The organism is Dyella sp. A6, assembly GCF_036320485.1.
GTDB lineage: Bacteria > Pseudomonadota > Gammaproteobacteria > Xanthomonadales > Rhodanobacteraceae > Rhodanobacter_A > Rhodanobacter_A aluminiiresistens.
Genome location: NZ_CP132911.1, coordinates 1,077,039 through 1,100,510, shown reverse-complemented (window position 1 = coordinate 1,100,510; position 23,472 = coordinate 1,077,039). Strand labels below are relative to the sequence as shown.

Sequence of the window (23,472 nt, the reverse complement as noted above, 5' to 3'; positions counted from 1 at the left end):
CGACACAGCCGGCCCGGGAACGGCGACAATCCGCGCTGCCGGCTTCCACCCTCCAGACGCGCATGCACAAGAAACCGATCTTCTTCGACCCCTCGGGCCGACGCGCAAGCCGCGTCTCGCGGCTGGGGCTGGCCATTGCCGTGGTCAGCACCCTGTTCGCGGTGGCGTGCGCGATCAGCCTGTTCGTGGCGCCGAACCTGGAAGCCGTGCAGTTGTGGCACCGCAACCACGGCCTGCATGCCCTGGCCAAGGTCAAGGCGGCCGAACCGCAACTGCTGCGGCCGGCCGAACGGCTGGCCGCGGAAGTGCGTGCGCGACAGCGGCAACTGCGACCGGCCACGCCCGCCATGCGCAACGGCAACACGCGCACGCCGCCGCCGTCGCTGGACCGCCCCAAGGGCCGGCCGCTGGCGATCGGCTTCTACGTCAACTGGGACGACAACAGCTATCCCGCACTGAAGCGGGCGCTGCCCTCACTGGACTGGGTGATTCCCACCTGGCTGCGCCTGAGCGGCCCGGACATGGCGCTGCACGAAGACATCGACAGCAAGGCGCTGGACCTGATCCGCCGGCGCAAGCCGTCGACGCCGATCCTGCCGCTGCTGCAGAACGCCGCCGACGGCAACTGGGACGGCCCCGGCCTGGCCCGCCTGCTGGCCGATCCGCAGCGACGCAAGGCGCTGGTCAGCGAGCTGGTCGGCTTCATCGCCGCGCACAACTTCCAGGGCCTCACGGTGGATTTCGAGGAAGTGCCGGACACCGCGCAAGCCGACCTGAAGAGCTTCCTCGGCGAGCTGTCCGACGCGTTCAGCCCACACGGCTGGGGCATCGTGCTGTCGGTGCCGTTCGACGATCCGGACTGGGACTACAAGGGCTACGCCGACATCGTCGATTTCGAACTGCTGATGGCCTACGACGAACACTGGGCCGGCAAGGACCCGGGCAGCATCGCCGGCCAGTCATGGTTCGAGCAGACGCTGGACAAGCGCATGAAGGAACTGGACCCGGACCAGACCATCATCGCGCTGGGCAGCTACGGCTATGACTGGGCGCAGGGCCAGAACGCCGAGACGCTGACTTTCCAGGACGCCATGGACCGCGCCAGCGACGCGCAGGCCGACGTTTCGTTCGACCACGACACGGAGAATCCGCATTACTCGTACAGCGAGGACGACGGCACCGTGCACCAGGTGTGGTTCCTGGACAGCGTGACCGCCTACAACGAGATCCACGTCGCCGACAGCTACAAGCCCTGGGGCTACGCCGTGTGGCGCCTGGGCTCGGAAGACCCCTCGGTGTGGTCACTGGTCGGCAAGCCCTATGGCGCACCACCGCCGGACAGCCTGCACACCATCGGCCAGGGCGAGGACATCGACATCGAGAACCAGGGCGAGATCCTGCAGATCGCCAGCACACCCTCGTCCGGTGCGCGCACCTATGCCGTCGACAAGAGCAACGGCCTGATCGACGACGAGCACTACACCGCGTTCCCCAGTTCCTACGTGATCCAGCGCGTGGGCACCGCGCCGCACGAGATCGCGCTGACCTTCGACGACGGTCCGGACCCGGAGTGGACGCCGAAGATCCTCGACATCCTGAAGGCCAAGCACGTGCCGGCCACATTCTTCATCATCGGCGAGCAGGCCGAGATGTCGCCGGGGCTGGTGCAGCGTGAGGTGGCCGAGGGCAACGATGTCGGCAACCACAGCTTCACCCATCCGAACATGGGCAACATCCCGCCCGGCATCGTGACGCTGGAACTCAACGCGACGCAACGTCTGTTCGAGGCGCTGACCGGTCGCTCGATGCGGCTGTTCCGCGCGCCCTATTTCGGTGACGCCGAGCCGACCACGGCCGACGAACTGGTGCCGATCCAGATCGCGCAGAAGATGGGTTACATCTCGGTCGGGCTGCACATCGACCCGGACGACTGGAAGCGCCCGCCGGCCGACCAGATCGTCGACAGCGTGCTGACCCAGGTGGCGCACCAGAGCCCCGACCGGCAGAGCCGCGTGGTGCTGCTGCACGACGGCGGCGGCAACCGCGAGCAGACGGTGCTGGCATTGCCACGGATCATCGACGGGCTGCGCGCGCAGGGTTACCACTTCGTCACCGTCGGCCAGCTGGCCGGGCTCAGCCGCGACCAGGTGATGCCGCCGCTGCCGCCCGGCTCGCTGGCTCGCTGGGCCGACCGCTCGGTGTTCCTCACCGTGGGCTGGTTCGGCCACTTCCTGCGCTGGCTGTTCATCACCGCGGTGTGCCTGGGCGTGGCGCGGCTGCTGGTGCTGGGCGGGCTGGCCATCGTCAACTGGTTCCGCGACCGCCGGCGCCAGCCGGTGCCGATGCAGGGCGAACCGCTGGTGTCGGTGCTGATTCCCGCCTACAACGAGGAAAAGGTGATCGCCAGCTCGATCCGGCGCATCCTCAAGAGCCGGCACGGCCATATCGAGGTCATCGTGGTGGACGACGGCTCCACCGATGCCACCGCACAGGTGGTGACGGAGCATTACGCCGACGAGCCGCGTGTCCAGCTGATCCGCATTCCCAACGGCGGCAAGGCCAATGCGGTGAACACCGCGCTGCGCGCCTCGCACGGCGAGGTGGTGGTGGCGCTGGATGCCGATACCCAGTTCGAGCCCGAGACCATTCCGCGCCTGGTGCGCTGGTTCGCCGACCCGAAGGTCGGTGCCGTGGCGGGCAATGCCAAGGTCGGCAACCGCATCAACCTGATCACCATGTGGCAGGCGCTGGAATACATCACCGCGCAGAACCTGGAACGCCGCGCGCTGGCCGCGCTCGACACCATCACCGTGGTGCCCGGTGCGGTCGGTGCCTGGCGCCGCAGCGCGCTGGAACAGCTGGGCGGTTTCCCCGGCGACACCCTGGCCGAGGACCAGGACCTGACCCTGGCCGTGCAGCGGGCCGGCTACCGCGCGCTGTTTGACGCCAGCGCGATCGCCTGGACCGAGGCGCCGGATACCGCCCGCGGCCTGGCCAAGCAGCGTTTCCGCTGGTCCTTCGGCACGCTGCAGTGCCTGTGGAAACACCGCCGCGCCACCTTCAACCCGCGTTACGGTGCGCTCGGCATGATCGCGCTGCCGCAGGTATGGCTGTTCCAGATCGTGTTCTCGGTGGTCTCGCCGCTGGTCGACCTGCTGATGGTCTGGCAGTTGTTCTCCACCGGCCTGGACTACCTGCAGCATCGCGGCCACTTCAACTACGACAACCTGGTGAAGATGGGTATCTTCTACGCCATCTTCATGGCCGTGGACCTGGCCGCCAGCGTGCTCGCCTTCGTGATGGAGAAGCGCGAACAGTGGAGCCTGCTGTGGTGGCTGGTGCTGCAACGCTTCGGCTACCGCCAGCTGATGTACTACGTGGTGGTGCGCTCGGTGTGGACGGCGCTCCGCGGACCGTCGGTGGCCTGGGGCAAGCAGGAGCGCAAAGCCACCGTGCAGGCCGGCGGCGACACGTGAAGCCGCCGGGCAAAAAGAGGCCCGCGAATGCGGGCCGCGGGGAAACGCGCGAGGCGCGGATTACTTGCCGGGGCGATAGGTCAGCCCGGCGTTGTAATGGTCCACGTGCGAGGACACGTGTTTGAGGCTGGCGTCGAGCGACTTGCGCAGCGCCTGGGCTTCCGCGTCACCATAGACGTTGGACACCATCTTCCAGAAGGTGGGATTGATGTGGGTGCCGAAGTCGGCCCAATCCTTCGACGGGTCGACCATCACGTAATCCGGGGCATCGCTACCGCTGGCAATCACGCGCATCATCTGCCAGCGGCCGGGCCAGTTCGACTTGTCCGCTGCCGCCGCGAGCTTCTTGACGGTATCGCCGAAGCTCTTGTACATCTCATGCCCGGGCTTGAGCGTGAACAGCACGACACTGAAGTAGCCTTCGCCAAGACTTGCTCCCTTGGGCATGTGGCTCATCGCCGTTTCGCGCTTCATGAAGCCGCTGCTTTCGCCCTTCAGATGCGGATTCACGTTCTGGCGGAAGGAAGTATCGCAAGCCTTTCCGGCCTCGCGCATCGCGTCGAAATCCGCCCAGCTGAGCGGATCGCTGACGTAGGAATAGGCATAGACGTTGCCGGTCTCGCGGTTCAACGCGACCCACGCGTACTTGAAACCGTGCGCACCCAGGCACTTGTTGTACGCCTTGATGCCGCTCTCGTAGGCCTGCTGGTCGGCCGGTGCCACCCAATCGGTGTAGCTGCGTATGATGTTGGGACCGTCCTTGTCGGCAGCCTGTACACCCAGAACACAGAACACGCCGGCGAAAAAGGCCAGCCATGCGGTGATGCGTTTCATGAGAGTCTCCCTCCAGGGCTGAACGCCCTGCACTAGATGTGGAATAGGGCCCCAAACTCTCTCCGCAACGCGAAGGGCTTCGCCAAAAAGCGAAGACCCATAAGCATACGCCGGCGCAGAATGAAGTGTGACTCATGTCACACTAATGGATACTTCAGAGAAACAATCGGCGACAGACAGCCTCGTAGAGAGCAGGAAGACGCTCCAAATCAGCGACGGCCACGCACTCGTCCACCTTGTGGATGGTGGCATTGACCACGCCCAGCTCGACCACTTCGGCACCCAGCGGCGCGATGAAGCGGCCGTCCGAGGTGCCGCCGCCGGTGCTCTGCTCCGGCTCGATGCCGCAGAGTTCGCGGCATACCGCCGCCACGGTCTCGCGCAGACGCCCACCCGGGGGCGTCAGGAACGGCTCGCCGGACAGGTTCCAGTCCAGCGTGAAGTCCAGCCCGTGCCGCTGCAGGATGGCCTCAGCGCGCGCGCGCAGGTCCTCCGCCCGGCTGGCGGTGCAGTAGCGGAAGTTGATCAGCGCGGTCAGCTCGCCCGGGATCACGTTGCTGGCACCGGTGCCCGCGTTGAGGTTGGAGACCTGGAACGAGGTCGGCGGAAAGTCCGCGTTGCCCTCGTCCCAGCGCTCGGCAGCCAGTTCGGCCAGTGCCGGCGCGAAAGCATGGATCGGATTCAGCGCCTTTTCCGGATAAGCCACATGCCCCTGCACGCCGCGCACCACCAGCGTGCCGGACAGCGAGCCCCTGCGACCCACACGGATCAGGTCGCCAAGTCGCTCTTTCGCCGACGGCTCGCCCACCACGCACCAGTCGACCCGCTCGCCGGCAAGCCGGAATTGCTCGGCCACACGGCGCACGCCGTCCAGATTGGTCGGCCCCTCCTCGTCGCTGGTGAGCAGCAGCGCCACGCGCCCTGCGTGCCCGGGATGCTCTGCCACGAAGCGCTCCAGCGCCACCACCATGGCCGCCACCCCGCCCTTCATGTCCGCGGCACCACGGCCGTATAGACGGCCATCAATGACCGTCGGTTCGAACGGCGGACTATGCCAGGCCGCCTCCGGGCCACTCGGCACCACGTCGGTGTGCCCAAGGAACGCCAGTGTCGGGCCGCTTTCGCCATGCACCGCCCACAGATTGCCCACCTCGCCATGGCGCATGTGCTCGATGCGGAAGCCCGCTGCGGCGAGCCGCGCCGCGATGGCGGCCTGGCAACCGGCATCGTCGGGCGTCACCGAACGACGACGGATCAGGTCACAGGCAAGATCGAGGACATCGGACATGGCACAGGCAACCGCAGCGATTCGGGACCGCCAGCATAGCAAGCGTCAACGGCCCACTCAGCCGGTGACGAGCGTTCCAAGCACGTGTCCGATGCCATAGGTGATCGCCACCGCCACCAGGGTGATGGCGAACTGCCGGGCGATGGAAAAGGACATGCGGCGGCCAGTGAACAGCGAGGTACCGGCACCGATCAGCGCCAGCCCGCAGGCCGTGGTCACCATGCAGCCCAGCAGCGCGGCATGCCCCTTCAGGAACAGGTAGGGCGCCGCCGGGAACAGCGCGCCGGAAGCGAACAGGCAGAACGACGATACCGCGGCGCCCCAGGCGGAACCGCCCAGTTCGGCGGGGTCGATGCCCAGGTCCTCGCGCACCAGCGTGTCCAGCGCGGTGCGCGGGCTTTCGGCCAGGTGACCGGCCAGGTGTTCGGCCGCTTCGGGCGCCATGCCCTTGTCACGGTAGATGGTGGCGATATGGTGCGCGCCGTCCTCCGGCGACACCGCCAGCCGTTCGGCACGTTCGGTGATCCTGGCTTGATAGAACTCGCGCGAGCTGTTGACGCTCAACCATTCGCCCAGCGCCATCGAACAGGCGCCTGCGACCATTCCGGCCAGACCGGCCAGCAGTATCGCGCGATCGCTGGTGGCCGCACCGGCCATACCCATCACCAGGCTGGCGTTGGAAACCAGGCCATCGTTGGCACCCAGCACCGCGGCGCGCAGCGTATTGCCGCTCTGCACGCGATGCCGGTGCGTCGACTCAGCGACGTCGGGTCCTGCGAAATGATCGCGATGCGCCTCGCGGTCCACCGGCGTGGCGGCATGATCGGCATGCTCGCGTCGCACCACCGTCGGCATCACGAACCCGGTACCGAAGGCGCGCGCGAACACGCCCAGCACGCGCACGCGCAGACCGACCCGCGGCGACGGTACCGTCGCACCCGCCTCGTGCAGGCGCGACTCCCAGAAATGGGCGTTGGTCCGCTCGCCATCGGCGATGCGCCGATAGGCCATCGACAGGCGCGCGTCGTCCGTCAGCGTGGCCAGCATGTCGTACAGCGACGCGTTGTCGCGCTCGATGCGCAGATTGTCGCGGTAGCGGCGGATGTGACGCTTGGTCATGGGTACACCGTCAATCGTCCAGTTCTTCGTCACGCCGGCCGGTTCGCGCCAGCATCACCAGCCGTGCGTTGGCCAGGCCCGGCGCGCGGCTGGAATGGATCCCCTTCGCCACCGGCCGAAGGCCATCATGTCATGGTTGCAAGACCACACTGTTGCCGGCGTGTGATTCCCGCCAGCGGCATGGCCATCACGGTGGTTAGTGCCCGAACAGCTTCTTGAAGCCGTTGTCGCTGAAGCCCACGCTGACCGAGCCATCGTCCTGCACCACCACCGGCCGGCGGACCAGCGCGGGGTATTCCTTCAGCAGCAAGGTCCACTCCGGGTCGGAACCCGGGTTCTTGCGCTGCGGCAGCAGGCTGCGCCAGGTGGTGGACGACTTGTTGATCAGTTTCTCCCAGCCGCCGAGCTGCTGTGCCCAGTCCTTCAACGTGGCTGCCGGCACCGGAGATTCGCGGTAATCGACGAAGCTGTACGGCTGCTCGAAGCGGTCCAGCCAGTTGCGCGCCTTGCGGCAAGTGTCGCAGGTCTTCAGGCCGTACAGCACGACGCTCATTCGGCGCTCCGCAAGAGTTCGTTGATACCCGTCTTGGCACGGGTCCTTTCGTCAACCTGCTTCACGATCACCGCGGCGTACAGGCTGTGCGAACCGTCCTTGGCCGGCAGGCTGCCGGCCACCACCACACTGCCGGCAGGGATGCGGCCATAGCTGACCTCGCCGGTGGCGCGGTTGTAGATACGGGTGGACTGGCCCAGGAACACGCCCATGCCGATCACGCTTCCTATCTCCACCACCACGCCCTCGACCACTTCCGAGCGCGCGCCGATGAAGCAATGGTCCTCGATGATGGTCGGGCCGGCCTGCAGCGGCTCCAGCACGCCGCCGATGCCGACGCCGCCGGACAGGTGCACGCCCGCGCCGATCTGCGCACAGGAACCGACCGTGGCCCAGGTATCGACCATCGTGCCGGCACCCACGTAGGCGCCGATGTTGACGTAGCTCGGCATCAGCACCGCGTCCTTCGCGATGTGCGCGCCACGGCGCACCAGCGCACCGGGCACCACCCGCGCGCCAAGCTGCTGCAGTTCAGCGTCGTTGCCATGGGCGAAGCGCAGCGGCACCTTGTCGAAGGCCTGTGCGGGACCGCCGTCCACCACGTGGTTACCGTTGATGCGGAAGTACAGCAGCACCGCCTTCTTCAGCCACTGGTTGACCACCCAGCCGCCCTGTCCGTCCGGTTCGGCCACGCGACGCTCGCCGGACTCGAGCAGGCCGAGCGCGTGCTCCACCGCGGGGCGCAGCCGGGATTCGATCTCGTTCTGGGAAAGTTCGCTGCGACGCTCGAACGCGTCGTCGATCAGGGATTCGATGTTCTGCATGGCGGATGGACGTCCAAATGGAAAACGAAAAACAGGCTCATTGTGCCTGCGACCGGGCCCGTGCGAAACCTTGCCGCCCGACGAGTGGCCTCGATGTCATCAGAAACCGACGCTGACACCGATCGCCGGCCCGCGGTAGACCACATGCGTCCCCGTTCCGTCGAACGCCGTGCGCAGGTAGCGATAGCCGGCATAGGCATAGATCGAACGGGTCAGCCCCAGCCGGAGCTGTGCACCATAGTCGGCGCTGTGGCGGATGTCGCCGCTCGCCGCACCCGAAGGCATGTAGAAACCGTAGCCGCCCACGCGCAGCAGCGGCAGCGGCGTATCGAAGAACAGCGAGGCACCCAGCTCGACGCCACCGCCATTGCCGTAGCGGGTGCTCTGGTACTGGTAGCGCGCACCGATCGCCCAATGCACCAGCGGCGTGGGCGGCGAGACCATCAGGCCGATGCCGTAAATATCGGCATTGCCATGGCCGCTGCCCGTGCGCAGATAGTCGAGATCCGCATGCAGCGTCGGCAGCAGCGCCGTATCCGCATGCACGGCGAACGAACCGTCGCCGCCACCCAATGCGACGCTGGTGGCACGCGCGGCCGGCACGAATGCCAGGATGCTGGCCAGCAGTGAGCAGACAAGCAGAACACGGGTCATGAAATACTCCAGTCGGGGATATCGGCATGCGCGGTGCCGCATCGGTGCGGCGCTATCGGCATGCATGAAAAAAGGGGGACGCATGCTAACCGGATCGCTGCCGGCACGAACACCCATGTGACAGCAAGACAGCGTCAGGCGCTGGCCTTGGCGTTGCCGACGCGCGTCACCAGTGCCTGCAGAAGCCGGTCCTGCAGCAGCGGCGACAGCGGCGCGTCATGTCGATCGGTCACCTCGAAGAAATCTTCCACCCGCTCGCCGAAGGTGGCGATGCGCGCGTCGTGCACGCGCACACCCGCTTCCAGCATGGCCTGCGCCGCCGCGGCCAGCAGGCCGGGTCGATCCGTGCAGACCAGGGCCAGCTGGGTGCGATCGCCGGCCGCGCTGAACACGATCTTCGGCGGCATCTGGAAATGCTTCAGGTGCCGCGACATGCTGCGTTTGGCCGGCGCTACCGGCGCGGCCTGGGCCAGCGCCCGTTGCATGCGCTGGCGCAGTTCCTCGGCACGCGGCAGGCTGGCCGGTTCCTGCGTTTCCGATTCCAGCAGCAGGAAGGTGTCCAGCGCGCGCCCGGTGTGCGAACTGAGAATCCGCGCCTCGACCACCGAGAAGCGCATGCGGTCGAGCATGGCCGTGACAGTGGCGAACAGACCGTCGCGGTCGGGCGCATAGACGAACAGCTCGGTGCTGCCGCGCACCGAGAACGGATGTACCTCGACCAGGGTCGTGGCTCCGCCTGCGCGCAAGATCGCCATGGTCTGCCAGGCAATCTGCTCGGGCCGGTGACGCAGGAAGCTGAGGTCGGGGAAGTCGGCCCATATTGTGGCGATCGCATCGCTTCCGACGCCTTCGGCACGCAGCAGACTCAAGGCACGTTCGCGGCATTCACGCACGCGTGCCGAGGCATGCATGGGCAGCTGCACGTCGCTGCGCAGCGCATAGCGCGTCGAGGTGTAGAGGTCGGCCAGCAGGCGATCCTTCCAGGCATTCCACAGGCGCGGGCTGGTACCGATGATGTCGGACACGGTCATCAGGTACAGGTGATCGAGCCGCGCCCAGTCGCCGACCTGGTCGGCAAAACGCTGCACCACGGCCGGATCGGTGATGTCCTGGCGCTGCGCGGTCGCGCTCATCAGCAGGTGCCAGCGCACCAGCCAGGCAACCAGTTCGACGTCTTCCTCCGGCAGCCCCAGCTTGCCGCAGAACGCCCGCGCGTCGTCCTCGCCCAGCACCGAGTGATCGCCGCCCCGCCCCTTGGCAATGTCGTGGAACAGGCCCGCCAGCAGCATCAGCTCGGGCTTGTCCAGAGTGGGCCAGATTTCGCAGCCGATCGGAAAGTCGCGGCGTGCCTCCGGGTCGGCGAAGCGTGCCATGTTGTGCAGCACGCGCAGGGTGTGCTCGTCGACCGTATAGACATGGAACAGGTCGTACTGCATGCGTCCGAACACGGTGCCAAAGGCCGGCAGCACCGCCGCCAGCAGGCCATGCCGGTTCATGCTCCACAGCGCATCGACCGCCCGCGCGCCACGCCGCAGCAGGCGCAGGAAAGCGTCCAGCGCCTGCGGGTCCTCGCCCAGCGTGGCACCATGCACGGCGGTGGCCTGATGGATGCGCCGCATGGTGTCGGCGGTGAAACCGATCAGTCCGGGTTCGTCGAGCCGTGCGATGAAGATCTCGACCAGTGCCGCCGGCCGGCGCATGAAAAGCTCCGGATCGCGGGCCGCCACACGCGATCCGTAACGCACGAAGTCGTCACCGACCGGCTGCGCCACTTGCGGCGGCTCCAGCATTTCGACGAAACGCTCGGCAATCTGCACGCCAAGCCGCTCGACCTGGCTGGCCGCGCGGTAGTAGCCCTGCATGAACTGTTCGACACCCAGGTTCTTCTCGTGCTCGTCCTCGAAACCGAGCCGTGCCGCCAGTGCCCGCTGGTAGTCGAACAGCAGCCGTTCCTCCGGCCGCCCGGCCTCGAGATGCAGGGCGAACCGGTAGCGCCGCAGGGTTTCCTCGGCTTCGCACAGGCTTTCGCGCTCGGCCGGGTCCAGCAGCCCCTCCAGCTGCATGTCGCCAAAACCGCCCGCATGCGCAAGGCGACGCCCCAGCCAGCGCAGCGAATCGAGCGTGCGCAGACCGCCGGGACCGTCCTTGAGGTTGGGCTCAAGGTTGTAGGCGGTGTCGTCGAAACGCGCATGCCGCGCATCGCGTTCGGCCAGCCGCGCTGCCAGATACTCACGCGGCGGCCACAGCGCAGGATCATCGACGATATCCCGCAGAACGGCGTCCAATGCCGGGTCGCCGGCCAGTCGCCGCGCGTCCAGCAGGCTGGTGAAAACGCTCACATCCTCGGCCGCCAGGGCGCGGCACTGGGCCGGCTCGCGCACCGCATGACCGACCTTGAGGCCGATGTCCCACAAGGTCGCGAAACACTGTTCGAGTGCACGCAGCCGCGAGGGCTCGGGATGTTCGGCCAGCACCAGCAGGTCGACATCGGAACAGGGAAACAGCATGCCGCGGCCGAAGCCGCCGACCGCGAACAGCGCGGCGCCGGACACTTCGCCCAGGCAGGCATGCCAGACATGCGCCACGATGCGCGTCACCGACTCGGCACGCCGCTTGGCAAGCGCACCAGCATCCATGCCATCGCGGAAGGCGTTAGCCAGCTGCCGATCGACGTCCCCCAGCAATTGCCGCAGGGCACGACGGGCATCGACGGACACACCGGAGCGCGGCACCGCCGTGGGCAGGCGCGGCAAGGGAGGCAAACGCAGTCGGGCAGTTTCGGTCGTCATGCCGACCAGTACAGCACGGCTTGGCCGCGAATCAAACGCCCCGATGCCGACGACGCCACACGATGAAGACGCCGACGAAACTGGAGGCCAGCAGGATCGCCAGCACGTAGCCGGCGGGGTTGGCGAGTCCCAACTGATGGGCCAGCCAGCCCGTGACGACGACGGCCAGCAGCTGCAGCGGCATGATCACCCGCAGGCCGGCGAAGGAGCCGGCCACGCCCAGACCGCGCAGCAGCAGGGCCATCGAATAGGTCGGCAGCCACAGGATGCAGAGCGCGATCAGCGCCATGGAGACCACAAGCACGACGCTCATGACGTCACCCGCGGCAGGGCCACGCGTGCGACCTCAGGCGTCCGGCCACGGGGTGAGGATCTCGAATCCGTCGTCGGTGACTGCCAGGGTGTGCTCCCACTGCGCCGACAGCGAGTGATCCTTGGTCACTACGGTCCAGCCGTCCGGCAGCTGCTTGGTCTGCGCCTTGCCGGCGTTGATCATCGGCTCGATGGTGAAGGTCATGCCCTTCTTCAGCTCGATACCCGCACCCGGCTTGCCGTAATGCAGCACCTGCGGCTCGTCGTGGTAGACCTTGCCGATGCCGTGCCCGCAGTACTCGCGCACCACCGAGAAACCCGCCGCTTCGGCGTGCTTCTGGATGGCATGCCCGACGTCGCCCAGGGTCGCGCCGGGGCGTACTGCCTGGATGCCGCGCATCATCGCCTCGTGGGTGGTCTCGACCAGCCGCTTGGCCAGCACCGACGGGGTGCCGACGAAATACATGCGGCTGGTGTCCCCGTGCCAGCCGTCCTTGATGACAGTGACGTCGAGGTTGATGATGTCGCCGTCCTTGAGCACCTTGCCCGGGGTCGGAATCCCGTGGCAGATCACGTGATTGACCGAGGTGCACAGCGTCTTGGGGAACCCGTGGTAGCCCACGTTGGCGGGAATCGCCTTCTGCACATTGACGATGTGCTCGTAGGCGATGCGGTCCAGCTCCTCGGTGGTGACGCCCGGCTTGACGTGTTCCTTGAGCAGCGCCAGCACCTCGGCCGCCAGCTGGCCGGCAACGCGCATGCCTGCAAGGTCTTCGGAAGTTTTCAGGTTAATGGCCATGATCTCGCCCATATGGCGGCACAAACGCTTGAAATCCAGCGACTTGCCGCGACGCCGGCACACCGGCTACAATTGCCCGGTTTTGCAGGCTGCACAAGGCGCATTTCACGCCATCGCATCGCAAAACGAACGGGAATTGTAACCGTCCTGCGGTACAACCCCAAACCAACGCCACACACGCATCGGCACCGCGCTCGGGGTGCTGCGGCCGCTTCCGCCATACGGAGGCACCGCGGTCGAGCACGGGGATGCGTGGAGGTCCCAACCCCCGGGCCTACCGGCCCACACAATTCGGAGTTACACCCATGGCTCAAGTCACCATGCGCCAGATGCTCGAAGCTGGCGTGCATTTCGGTCACCAGACCCGTTACTGGAACCCGAAGATGGCCCCGTACATCTTCGGCGCGCGCGGCAAGATCCACATCATCAATCTGGAAAAGACCCTGCCGCTGTTCACCGACGCGATGAACTTCCTGTCCGGCGTGGCCCAGAAGCGCGGCACCATCCTGTTCGTCGGCACCAAGCGCTCCGCCCGTGAGCCGCTGGCCGAAGAAGCCGCACGTGCCGGCATGCCTTTCGTTACCGCCCGCTGGCTGGGTGGCATGCTGACCAACTTCCGCACCGTGAAGCAGTCGGTGGCCCGCCTGAAGGAACTGGAAGCGGCCGAGACCGACGGCTCGTTCGACAAGCTGGTCAAGCACGAAGTGCTGGCCCGCCGACGCGAGCGCGACAAGCTGGAAAACTCGCTGGGCGGCATCAAGAACATGAACCGCCTGCCCGACGCCCTGTTCGTGGTCGACATCGGCCACGAGGACATCGCCGTGCAGGAAGCCAAGAAGCTCGGCATCCCGGTGGTCGCCGTGGTCGACACCAACTACAACCCGGAGCTGGTGGACTACGCCATCCCGGGCAATGACGACGCCATCCGCGCCATCCAGTTGTACGCCCGCGCCGCGGCCGACTCGATCCTGGAAGGCAAGGCCGCCGCACCGGCCGCCGCCCAGGGCGACGCCAACGAGTTCGTCGAGCTGGACGAAGAAGGCAACCCGGTCGCCAAGGACGAAGAGCGCAAGGCCGCTCCGCGCCGCGCCCCGGCCAAGAAGGGTGCTCCGCGCCGTGACGGTGGCCGCGGCCAGCGCACCGGCGCACCTTCCGCCGAGTAAGCAATCCCCGCCCGGCGGCGACCTCAGCCGCCGGGCATCAAGCATCGAGGAAACCTGATGAGCAACATTTCCGCACAACTGGTCAAGGAACTGCGCGAGCGTTCCGGTGCCGGCATGATGGAATGCAAGAAGGCGCTGGTTGAAAACAACGGCGACATCGACGTGGCGATGGAGTGGCTGCGCAAGTCCGGCCTGGCCAAGGCTGACAAGAAGGCCGACCGCGTGGCCGCCGAAGGTCGCATCGTCTCCGCCCAGGCCGGCGGCAAGGCCGTGCTGGTCGAGGTCAACTGCGAAACCGACTTCGTCACCAAGAACCCCGACTTCGTGAAGTTCAGCGACACCGTCGCCACGGTGGCGCTGGAATCCGGCGCGGCCGACATCGACGCACTGAAGGCTGCCGCGTTCCCGGGCGCCAGCAACGTCGAGGAAGGCGCCAAGGCACTGATCGCCACCATCGGCGAGAAGATCGAAGTGCGCCGCATCGCCCGCGTCGAGACCGACGGCGTGATCGGCAGCTACATCCACGGCGGCCGCATCGGCGTACTGGTGGCCCTGAAGGGCGGCTCCGAGGAGCTGGCCAAGGGCCTGGCCATGCACGTGGCGGCGATGAACCCGCAGTACGTCAAGGCCGAGGACGTCCCGGCCGACTTCGTGCAGAAGGAAAAGGAAATCGCGCTGAGCCAGATGTCCGACAAGGACAAGGCCAAGCCTGCCGACATCCTGGACAAGATCATCTCCGGCAAGATCAACAAGATCGTGTCCGAGGTGACCCTGCTCGGCCAGGCCTACGTGCTGGACACCAACGTGACCGTCGGCGACGCTCTGAAGAAGGACGGCGCCGAAGTGGTGGCGGTGGCCCGCCTGGCCGTCGGCGAAGGCATCGAGAAGGTGCAGGAAGACTACGCCGCAGAAGTGGCGAAGGCGATGCAGGTCTGATCGCCAACCCGCGGCACCCGCACCTGGCGCGGTAGCACCGGTGCTTGCTGCAAACAAAGGCCGCGATTCATCGCGGCCTTTGTTTTGCCCGGCCTCCGGACGTGGCATGCACCGGGCAGCATTCTCCGGACAAAAAACACCGCATGACCACCGTCACACGGCTATAATAGAACGGTTTAACCCCCACAATCCGGAGCCCCCATGAGCGACCAGCCCACGTATCACCGCATCCTGCTGAAGCTCTCCGGTGAAGCACTGATGGGTGACGGGGACTACGGCATCGATCCGAAGGTGATCGGCCGTCTGGCCGACGAAATCATCGAGGTCCAGAAAGCCGGAATACAGGTCGGCGTGGTCATCGGCGGCGGCAACATCTTCCGCGGCGCCGGCCTCGCCGCCGCCGGCATGGACCGTGTCACCGGCGACCACATGGGCATGCTCGCCACGGTCATGAATGCCCTGGCCATGCAGGACGCGATCGAGAAGCGCGGCGGCTACGCCCGCGTGATGAGCGCGATCCAGATCCACGACGTGGCCGAAGACTTCATCCGCCGCCGCGCCATCCGCCATATCGAGAAGGGCCGCATCGTGCTGTTCGCGGCCGGCATCGGCAACCCGTTCTTCACCACCGACTCGGCCGCCGCGCTGCGCGCCGTCGAGATCGGCGCCGACCTGCTGCTCAAGGCCACCAAGGTGGACGGCGTGTATACCGCCGACCCGGCCAAGCACGCCGACGCACGCCGCTACGACCACCTTACCTACGACGAGGTGATCGAACGCAAGCTGGCGGTGATGGACACGGCCGCCATCGCGCTGTGCCGCGACGACCACATGCCGATGCGCATCTACGACATGACTGTCCCCGGCAACCTGATGCGCATCCTGCGCGGCGAACCGGTCGGCACACTGGTCGACGCCGGCTGATCCGGCGTCCACCGCCCACCCAGCCCAACCCCGTCCAGGACAACCCCGGCCCATCCGGCCAGTTGCCGCCTGCTATACTCATCGGCTTGCCTGGTTCACCGGAAAACGCACCATGCTCAATGACATCAAGACCGATGCCCAAACCCGCATGGGCAAGAGCATCGACGCCCTCAAGCACGAACTGACCCGGCTGCGCACCGGTCGCGCCAGCACCGCGCTGGTGGAAAATATCCGCGTGCCGGCCTATGGCTCGGAAATGCCGCTGAACCAAGTGGCCTCGATCTCGCTGGGCGATGCCCGCTCGATCATCATCACGCCATTCGACAAGACCCTGGTCGCCCCGGTCGAGAAAGCGATCATGGCCTCCGACGTCGGCATCACGCCGACCACCGCGGGCACCGTGATCCGGCTGAACATGCCGCCGCTCACCGAGGAACGCCGCAAGGAGCTGGCCAAGCACGTGGCGCACGAAGGCGAAAACGCCAAGATCGCGATCCGCAACGTGCGCCGCGACGCGATGCAGAAGGCCAAGGATCTGCTCAAGGACAAGCAGATCACCGAGGACGACGAGCGCCGCGCCGATGACGACATCCAGAAGCTGACCGATCGCTTCGTGAAGGAAGTCGATGCCGTGGTCAAGGCCAAGGAAGACGAACTGATGTCCATCTGAACGGGCCGGACCGGGATGACGCCGCACGCTCAGGAAATGCTCCGCGCAGCAGCCAGCATGCCGGCGTCTTCGCCTGCGGCCCCCCGGCCATCACGGTTCCGGACCGCTAGCTCGATGGACGACCACCACCGCGCCGGACGGATCGCGCGACACCTCGCCGACACCACCGGCGCGAATCCAGGCTCCACCCCGTCAGGGGCTGGATGTCCACGACGGGAAAGCAGCATGGCTCGGACCAGCCAATGACTTCCACGCCAGCCATTCCGCGCCATATCGCCATCGTGATGGATGGCAACGGGCGCTGGGCCAAGGCCCGCCACCGCCCACGCAGCTTTGGCCACAACGCGGGACGCAAGGCCGTGCGCGAGGTCGTCGAGGGCTGCCTGCGCCAAGGCGTCGGCGCGCTCACTCTGTTCGCCTTCTCCAGCGAGAACTGGCAACGCCCGGAAGAGGAAGTCAGCGCATTGATGGCGCTGTTCCTGCGCGCGTTGAGCAAGGAAGTCGACGAACTGCACGAACAGGGTGTTCGCCTGCGTTTCATCGGTGACCTGGACGCCTTCAGCGACACCCTGCAGAAGAGCATGCAGGACGCCATGAAGCGCACGTCGGACAATGACCGCCTGCACCTGAACGTGGCCGTCAACTACGGGGGCCGCTGGGATATCACGCAGGCCGCACGCCATGCCGCCCGCGCGGTCGAGCGCGGCGAGATGCGCGTGGAGGAGATCGGCGAAGCCACGCTCGGCAAATGGATGAGCCTGGCCGAGCTGCCTCCGCTGGACCTGTTCGTGCGTACCGGCGGGGAGCGCCGCGTCAGCAACTTCCTGCTGTGGCAGCTGGCCTACGCCGAACTCTATTTCACCGACACGCTGTGGCCGGATTTCGACCAGACCTGCCTGCAGCAGGCGATCGCCGACTATGCTGGTCGGGAACGCCGCTACGGCCGCACCGGCGACCAGGTCGCCCGCTCCCGGAATCCCGCATGCTGATCCAGCGCATCATTACCGCCGTCATCCTCGCACCGCTGGCCATACTGATCGTGCTGCTGTCGCCGGAGAAGGTGTTTGCCGCGGCCGCGGCCGCGGCCTTCATCGGCGCCGGCTGGGAATGGACCCGACTGGCCGGCCTGCGCACGACCGGCCCGCGGCTGGCCGTGCTGGCCGTACAGGCCGCCCTGTTTGCCGCGCTCTGGCATCTGCGCAGCCCGGCACTGTGGTCGCTGCTGCTGGTCGCTGGCGTGATGTGGTGGCTGCTCGCCTGCGTGTGGCTGCGCCACTTCGCCTTTGGTGCCGCGCCCACGACGGAAAACCGCAACATTAAGCTGCTGGCCGGCGCCTTCGTGATCATTCCGGCCTGGGTGGCACTGCTCCGCGTGCACGGTGACAACCACCCGCACGGCCACCTGTGGACATTGCTTGCCCTGTGCACGGTATGGGCCGCCGATATCGGCGCCTATTTCAGCGGACGCCAGTTCGGCCGCCGCAAGCTGGCCCCGCAGATCAGCCCCGGCAAGACCTGGGCCGGCGCCTGGGGCGCGCTGGTGGCCGGCATGCTGGTGATGCTGGTCGGCGGCTGGCTGCTGGGCGTCCGCGACGCGCGCCTGATCGGCCTGGCGGTGCTGGCCCTGCTGGTGGTCGCCGTATCGATCGTGGGCGACCTGCTCGAGAGCCTGATGAAGCGCCACGCGCAGGTGAAGGACTCCGGCGCACTCTTTCCCGGCCACGGCGGCCTGCTGGACCGCTTCGACAGCGTGTTCGCCGCCATGCCGCTGTTCGCGCTCGGCCTGCTGCTGCTGGGCCTGTAGGCCATCGCCATGACGACACCTCTGCGCAACATCGCTGTCCTGGGCGCCACCGGCTCGATCGGCGGAAGCACGCTGGACGTGATCGCGCGGCACCCGGACCGTTTCCGCGCCAGCGTACTGACCGCCCACCGCAATGTGGAGTCGCTGGTCGACCTGTGTGTCACGCACCGGCCGGAACTCGCGGTGATCGCCGACCCGTCGCTGGAAGGCGAACTGGCCCGTCGATTGGCCGCGGCCGGCGTACGCTGCGATACCGCCAGCGGCATGGCCGCGATTGCCGCGGCAGCCTCCAGCCCGCTCTGTGACACGGTGGTGGCCGCCATCGTGGGCGCCGCCGGGCTGGAATCGACCCTGGCTGCCGCACGTGCCGGCAAGCGCCTGCTGCTGGCCAACAAGGAATCCATCGTGATGGCCGGCCCCTTGCTGCTGGACGCGCTGCGTGCCGGTGGCGGCGAGCTGATTCCGGTCGACTCCGAACACAACGCGATCTTCCAGTGCCTGCCCGGCGGCCGCCCCGGCGAGCTGGGCCGCTGCGGTGTGCGCCGACTGATCCTGACCGCCTCGGGCGGCCCGTTCCGCGGGCGCAACCGCGGCGACCTGGCGGCGGTCACGCCCGACCAGGCCTGCAAGCACCCGAAATGGTCGATGGGCCGCAAGATCTCGGTCGACTCGGCCACCCTGATGAACAAGGGGCTGGAGGTGATCGAGGCCCATCACCTGTTCAACGCCACACCCGACACCATCGAGGTGCTGGTGCACCCGCAGAGTCTGGTGCACTCGCTGGTGGAATACGTGGACGGCTCGGTGCTGGCCCAACTGGGCAACCCGGACATGCGCACCGCCCTGGCCCATGCCCTGGCCTGGCCGGAGCGCGTGGAATCCGGTGTCGCGCCGCTGGACCTGGCCAGCTCGGAACCGCTGCAGTTCGAATCACCGGACCTCGGCACCTTCCGCTGTCTCGCCCTGGCCTTCCAGGCACTGCGGGAAGGCGGCGACGCGCCGGCCATCCTGAACGCCGCGAATGAGGTAGCGGTGGAAGCCTTCCTGGCCGGACCCCTGCCGTTCCTGTCGATTGCCGACCTGGTCGAATCGGTACTCACGGAACTGCCGGCGCTGCCCGTGGTCGATATCCAAACGCTAGCCGAACGCGACCTGGCCGCACGCAGTGTGGCACGGCGGCTTCTACGCAACGCTTGCTGATAAGCTTGCTCCCTCCCTCCTTCGATATGCAGCTGATTTCTTGATGAATCCCGTCCTTGGCTCTGTGTTCTGGTTACTTGTCACGCTGGGCGTGCTGGTGACCTTTCACGAATTCGGACATTACTGGGTGGCCCGCCGCTGCGGGGTCAAGGTGCTGCGTTTCTCGGTGGGCTTCGGCAAGGCGATCTGGAAGCACGTCGGCCGCGACGGCTGCGAATACCAGGTGGCCGCGATTCCGCTGGGCGGCTACGTGAAAATGCTCGACGCCCGCGAAGGCGAAGTGCCGCCGGAGCTGCGTGCACAGGAATTCACCGCGCAGTCGGTCTGGAAGCGCATCGCCATCGTGATCGCCGGCCCCGGCTTCAACCTGATCTTCACCATCGCCGCGTTCTGGCTGATGTTCGTGCTGGGACGTACCGACTACGCGCCCATCGTCACCGCCACGCCGCACAGCATCGCGGCCGAAGCCGGCATCCGTCCGGGCGACCGCCTGCTGCAGGTCGGCAATACCACCGTGACCACCTGGAGCGGTTCGCTCGACGCGCTCGGCTACGCCCTGCTGGGACGCGAGCCCCTGCCGGTTACCGTGCGCGACCCGGATGGCACCCAGCGGGTGGTCGTGCTGCAACTGGAGAAGCTGCCGGCAGGCAAGGACGTCGGACACTATCTGCTCCAGCTCGGCATCAAGCTGGCGCCACCGCCAGCCATCGCCGCCAACGTGGAAGCCGGCCAGCCGGCGGCAGCCGCCGGCATCCAGGGCGGCGACCGGCTGGTCAGCGTGAACGGCCAGCCGGTGGCGAACTTCGAGGACCTCGGCAAGCTGATCGCCAAGGCGGCCGCGCAGTCGCCCCGACTCGTCATCGGCGCCGAGCGCCATGGCAAGCCAATGCAGTTCCAGCTCACTGCGCGCAAGGAATCCATCGACGGCCAGCCGGCACGTTGGATCATCGGCGTGGGTTCGCCAGCGCTGAAGACGGCGATCCAGCACTACGGCCCGGTCGGCGCGCTGCGCGCCTCGCTCAGCGAAACCTGGGGCCACACCCGCGACGTGTTCGACATGATCCGGGAAATGCTCAGCGGGCGCGCATCGACCAGCAACCTCTCCGGCGTGATCGGCATCGCCCAGGTGGCGAACGCCTCTGCCAGCCAAGGGCTGTCCAGCTTCCTGCAGTTCCTGGCGCTGGTCTCGCTGAGCCTGGGCATTCTCAACCTGTTGCCGATCCCGATCTTGGACGGCGGCCACCTGCTGTATTACCTTATCGAGCTGGTCAAGGGCAGCCCGCTCAGCGAGCGTGCCATGATCGCTGGCCAGTACGTGGGCCTGCTGCTTCTGTTCACGCTGATGGGGCTGGCCTTCTACAACGATATCCACCGCATCATCCTGCCCACGTGACACGGATGCGTTCTGCCAGCAGCCAAGCCTCGATCGCCGGCGGCCGTCGCGTGATCACATGGGCCTTTCTACGTACGGTCCCGTGGCATGGCGTGCGATCGCCAGTCGCTTCAAACCGTGCAAAACCCTTTCCGGAGCCAGGCCCGTCCCGGCTCCACGCATCGACCGGGGCGGCCGTATCGGCCGCCTCGCCGAAATAACCCAACGGAATCGACGATGAAGCGTATCGCCGCCCTGATCCTGCTTGCCTCACTCTCCGCCAATGTGCTCGCCTTCGAGCCGTTCGTCGTTTCCGATATCCGTATCGACGGCCTCAGCCGCATTTCGGCCGGCACGGTCTACAACTACCTGCCGATCAGCAAGGGCGAGCGGCTCACCACCGACGAGGCGCAGCGGGCGATCCGCGCGCTCTATCAGACCAACTTCTTCAGTGATGTGGAGATGGACCGCCAGGGCAACATCCTGGTGATCAAGGTGGTCGAGCGCCCGTCCATCGCCAAGCTGACCATCCGCGGCAACCACGACATCAAGACCGACGACCTGAAGAAAGGCCTGAAGTCGATCGGCCTGGCCGAGGGACAGACCTTCGACCGGCTGGCGCTGGACCGCGTGCAGCAGGAGCTGATCACGCAGTACTACAACCGCGGCAAGTACAACGTGTCGGTGATTCCGCACGTCACCCGCCTCGACCGCAACCGCGTGGCCATCGACCTGGAGATCCGCGAGGGCAAGGTCGCCAAGATCAAGGAACTGAACATCGTCGGCAACCACGCGTTCACCGACAAGCAGATCGAGAAGAATTTCGAATCGGGCACCACCAACTGGATGTCGTGGTACTCCAAGAACGACCAGTACTCGAGCGACAAGCTGTCCGGTGACCTGACCAAGCTGCAGTCCTACTACATGGACCGCGGTTATGCCGACTTCGCGGTCGACTCGTCGCAGGTGACCATCTCGCCCGACAAGCAGGCGATGTACATCACCGCCGACGTGAAGGAAGGCGCGATCTACAAGGTCAGCAAGGTACACCTGCTGGGTGACCTGATCCTGCCCAAGGTCATGCACAGCATCGTCAATGCATGGGTCAAGCCCGGCAACCTGTTCAACCGCCAGGCGGTCGAGAATTCCACCAAGGGCATCAAGGCCGTGCTGGCCGACATGGGCTATGCCTATGCCAAGGTCGACACGATTCCCAAGCTGGACAAGAAAAACCGCACCGTCGACGTGACCCTTTACGTGCAGCCGGGTCATCGCATCTACGTGCGGCGCGTGATCTTCCAGGGCAACACGCATACCGAGGACGAGGTGCTGCGCCGCGAAATGCGCCAGCTCGAGGGCTCGTGGTATTCGCAGGCCGCGATCGACCGTTCGAAGATCCGCCTGCAACGCCTGGGCTTCTTCAAGAAGGTGAAGATCTCCAAGACCCGGGTGCCGGGCACCGTCGACCAGGTCGACATCAACGTGAAGGTCGAGGAGCAGTCCGCCGGCAGCCTGATGTTCGGCGTGGGCTACTCGCAGTATTCGGGCATGATCCTGTCCGGCTCGGTCTCGGAGAACAACTTCCTCGGCACCGGCGACCGTTTCTCGGTCGGCGCCCAGCGCAGCAACTACTACACCCAGATCAACGCCAGCTACTACAACCCGGCGCTGACCGAGAACGGCATCGGCCTCGGTTACAACGTCAGCCTGTCGAAGGCCGACTACAGCAGTCTGGGCAGCCAGTACGCCAGCTACTCCAACAGCACGCGCTCGTTCGCGACCACCCTTGGCATTCCGATCTCCGACTTCCAGGGGATCAACATGAGCCTTGGCCTGAGCAGCACCAAGATCAACACCTACTCGGGCTACACGCCGCAGGTGCTGATCGACTACCAGAATGCGATCGGCCATCAGACCATCCACTCCTGGACCGGCTCGGTGGGCTGGACCTACGACACCCGCAACAGCTACTGGGCGGCGACCCGTGGCGGCCTGCTGTCGGCCACTGTGGACGGCGCCCTGCCCGGCTCCACCGTGCAGTACTGGCGCTTCACCGGCGAGGCGAACCACTACTGGCCAGTCGGCGGCGGCTTCGTGCTGTACCTGGACGGCCAGGTCGGCTACGGCAACACCTACGGCAACCAGACCTACAGCCGCACCTTCGGCCAGTACGTCGCCGGCCAGAAGTACGACTACCCGTTCTGGCAGAACTACTACGCCGGCGGCGTGCGCGACGTCCGCGGCTTCCAGGACAACACGCTGGGGCCGCGCGTCTGTGCCGGCATCAACTCGACCACCGGCAAGGCCGTCCAGCCCGACGCCAACGGCAACTGCAACAGCAGCTACTACTACTACGCACAGCCTATCGGTGGCGCCTTCAAGGTGCTGGGCACCGCCGAGGTCTATCTGCCGCTGCCGTTCCTGAAGAACATCGATACCGCACGCGTATCGCTGTTCATGGACGTGGGCAATGCCTACAGGAACTTCCAGAGCTTCAGCACCAAGCAGCTCGACGCGTCGTACGGCATCTCCCTGCACTGGCGTGCGCCGATCGGACCGCTGATCATCAGTCTGGCCCAGCCGTTCCGCACGCAGCCAGGCGACTCGCACTACGAGGAGCGCATCCAGTTCACCTTCGGCAGCCAGTTCTGACCGCGGGTTACCATGTGGTTCCCACGAAAAGCGCGGCCTGGCCGCGCTTTTCGTTTTCGGCCAGTACGCATCGCACTGGCATGCTTGCGCCGATACAATGGCC

General features: G+C 66.4%; 19 protein-coding genes. 10 read left to right on the top strand and 9 right to left on the bottom strand.

All coding sequences use genetic code 11. The annotated features are described in order from the left end of the window. Positions 1–62 precede the first annotated feature (62 nt). Positions 63–3,476 carry a glycosyltransferase gene (locus RA164_RS04730; protein WP_329742815.1) on the top strand — a complete coding sequence of 1,138 codons (3,414 nt, stop codon included), beginning with the start codon at positions 63–65 and terminating at the stop codon, positions 3,474–3,476. Between the two features lie 60 nt (positions 3,477–3,536). Here the strand turns inward: RA164_RS04730 and RA164_RS04725 are convergent, their stop codons facing one another. From RA164_RS04725 to map, 9 genes are all read right to left on the bottom strand, one after another. Continuing rightward, a complete protein-coding gene (locus tag RA164_RS04725) occupies positions 3,537–4,310 on the bottom strand; it encodes a hypothetical protein (RefSeq protein ID WP_329742814.1) in 774 nt (257 codons plus the stop codon). Positions 4,311–4,464: 154 nt separating this feature from the next. Continuing rightward, positions 4,465–5,598: a succinyl-diaminopimelate desuccinylase gene (gene dapE, locus RA164_RS04720; RefSeq protein WP_329742813.1), complete on the bottom strand. Its 1,134-nt coding sequence runs from the start codon at positions 5,596–5,598 to the stop codon at positions 4,465–4,467. 57 nt (positions 5,599–5,655) lie between these two features. Beyond that, the gene (locus RA164_RS04715; protein ID WP_329742812.1) at positions 5,656–6,717 is read right to left on the bottom strand and encodes a VIT1/CCC1 transporter family protein; all 1,062 of its coding nucleotides are present in this window, start codon (positions 6,715–6,717) and stop codon (positions 5,656–5,658) included. 196 nt (positions 6,718–6,913) lie between these two features. Then, complete coding sequence (locus tag RA164_RS04710) at positions 6,914–7,270, bottom strand: Spx/MgsR family RNA polymerase-binding regulatory protein (protein ID WP_329742811.1); 357 nt, start codon at positions 7,268–7,270, stop codon at positions 6,914–6,916. Further along, positions 7,267–8,094 carry a 2,3,4,5-tetrahydropyridine-2,6-dicarboxylate N-succinyltransferase gene (dapD, locus tag RA164_RS04705; protein ID WP_329742810.1) on the bottom strand — a complete coding sequence of 276 codons (828 nt, stop codon included), beginning with the start codon at positions 8,092–8,094 and terminating at the stop codon, positions 7,267–7,269. Before dapD ends, RA164_RS04710 begins: the two co-directional genes overlap by 4 nt. A gap of 99 nt (positions 8,095–8,193) precedes the next feature. Continuing rightward, positions 8,194–8,748 (bottom strand): YfaZ family outer membrane protein, encoded by a 555-nt coding sequence (locus tag RA164_RS04700; protein WP_329742809.1) that lies wholly within the window; start codon positions 8,746–8,748, stop codon positions 8,194–8,196. A gap of 134 nt (positions 8,749–8,882) precedes the next feature. Further along, positions 8,883–11,537, bottom strand: a complete 2,655-nt coding sequence (gene glnD, locus RA164_RS04695; protein ID WP_329742808.1) for a [protein-PII] uridylyltransferase — start codon at positions 11,535–11,537, stop codon at positions 8,883–8,885. A 31-nt stretch (positions 11,538–11,568) separates the two neighbouring features. Next, a complete protein-coding gene (locus RA164_RS04690; protein ID WP_329742807.1) occupies positions 11,569–11,850 on the bottom strand; it encodes a hypothetical protein in 282 nt (93 codons plus the stop codon). 33 nt (positions 11,851–11,883) lie between these two features. Further along, positions 11,884–12,648, bottom strand: coding sequence for a type I methionyl aminopeptidase (gene map / locus RA164_RS04685; RefSeq protein ID WP_329742806.1), 765 nt, complete (start codon positions 12,646–12,648; stop codon positions 11,884–11,886). 305 nt (positions 12,649–12,953) lie between these two features. On the opposite strand from map, the gene rpsB reads away from it, so the two are divergent. The 9 genes from rpsB to bamA all read left to right on the top strand — a co-directional run bounded on the left by rpsB (position 12,954) and on the right by bamA (position 23,369). Further along, positions 12,954–13,811 (top strand): 30S ribosomal protein S2, encoded by an 858-nt coding sequence (gene rpsB / locus RA164_RS04680; RefSeq protein ID WP_329742805.1) that lies wholly within the window; start codon positions 12,954–12,956, stop codon positions 13,809–13,811. Between the two features lie 57 nt (positions 13,812–13,868). Further along, positions 13,869–14,747: a translation elongation factor Ts gene (tsf, locus tag RA164_RS04675; RefSeq protein ID WP_329742804.1), complete on the top strand. Its 879-nt coding sequence runs from the start codon at positions 13,869–13,871 to the stop codon at positions 14,745–14,747. 201 nt (positions 14,748–14,948) lie between these two features. Next, positions 14,949–15,671 (top strand): UMP kinase, encoded by a 723-nt coding sequence (pyrH, locus tag RA164_RS04670; protein ID WP_329742803.1) that lies wholly within the window; start codon positions 14,949–14,951, stop codon positions 15,669–15,671. A 112-nt stretch (positions 15,672–15,783) separates the two neighbouring features. Further along, entirely contained in the window at positions 15,784–16,341 is a 558-nt protein-coding gene (gene frr, locus RA164_RS04665) for a ribosome recycling factor (protein WP_329742802.1), read from the top strand. 242 nt (positions 16,342–16,583) lie between these two features. Then, positions 16,584–17,330, top strand: coding sequence for a polyprenyl diphosphate synthase (uppS, locus tag RA164_RS04660; RefSeq protein WP_329742801.1), 747 nt, complete (start codon positions 16,584–16,586; stop codon positions 17,328–17,330). Beyond that, complete coding sequence (locus RA164_RS04655; protein WP_329742800.1) at positions 17,324–18,145, top strand: phosphatidate cytidylyltransferase; 822 nt, start codon at positions 17,324–17,326, stop codon at positions 18,143–18,145. Before uppS ends, RA164_RS04655 begins: the two co-directional genes overlap by 7 nt. 21 nt (positions 18,146–18,166) lie before the next feature. Next, on the top strand, positions 18,167–19,345 hold the full coding sequence (locus RA164_RS04650; protein ID WP_329743480.1) for a 1-deoxy-D-xylulose-5-phosphate reductoisomerase: 1,179 nt from the start codon (positions 18,167–18,169) through the stop codon (positions 19,343–19,345). Between the two features lie 43 nt (positions 19,346–19,388). Beyond that, the gene (gene rseP, locus RA164_RS04645) at positions 19,389–20,738 is read left to right on the top strand and encodes an RIP metalloprotease RseP (RefSeq protein ID WP_329742799.1); all 1,350 of its coding nucleotides are present in this window, start codon (positions 19,389–19,391) and stop codon (positions 20,736–20,738) included. Between the two features lie 216 nt (positions 20,739–20,954). Beyond that, the gene (bamA, locus tag RA164_RS04640; RefSeq protein ID WP_329742798.1) at positions 20,955–23,369 is read left to right on the top strand and encodes an outer membrane protein assembly factor BamA; all 2,415 of its coding nucleotides are present in this window, start codon (positions 20,955–20,957) and stop codon (positions 23,367–23,369) included. The last annotated feature ends 103 nt before the right edge of the window (positions 23,370–23,472 follow it).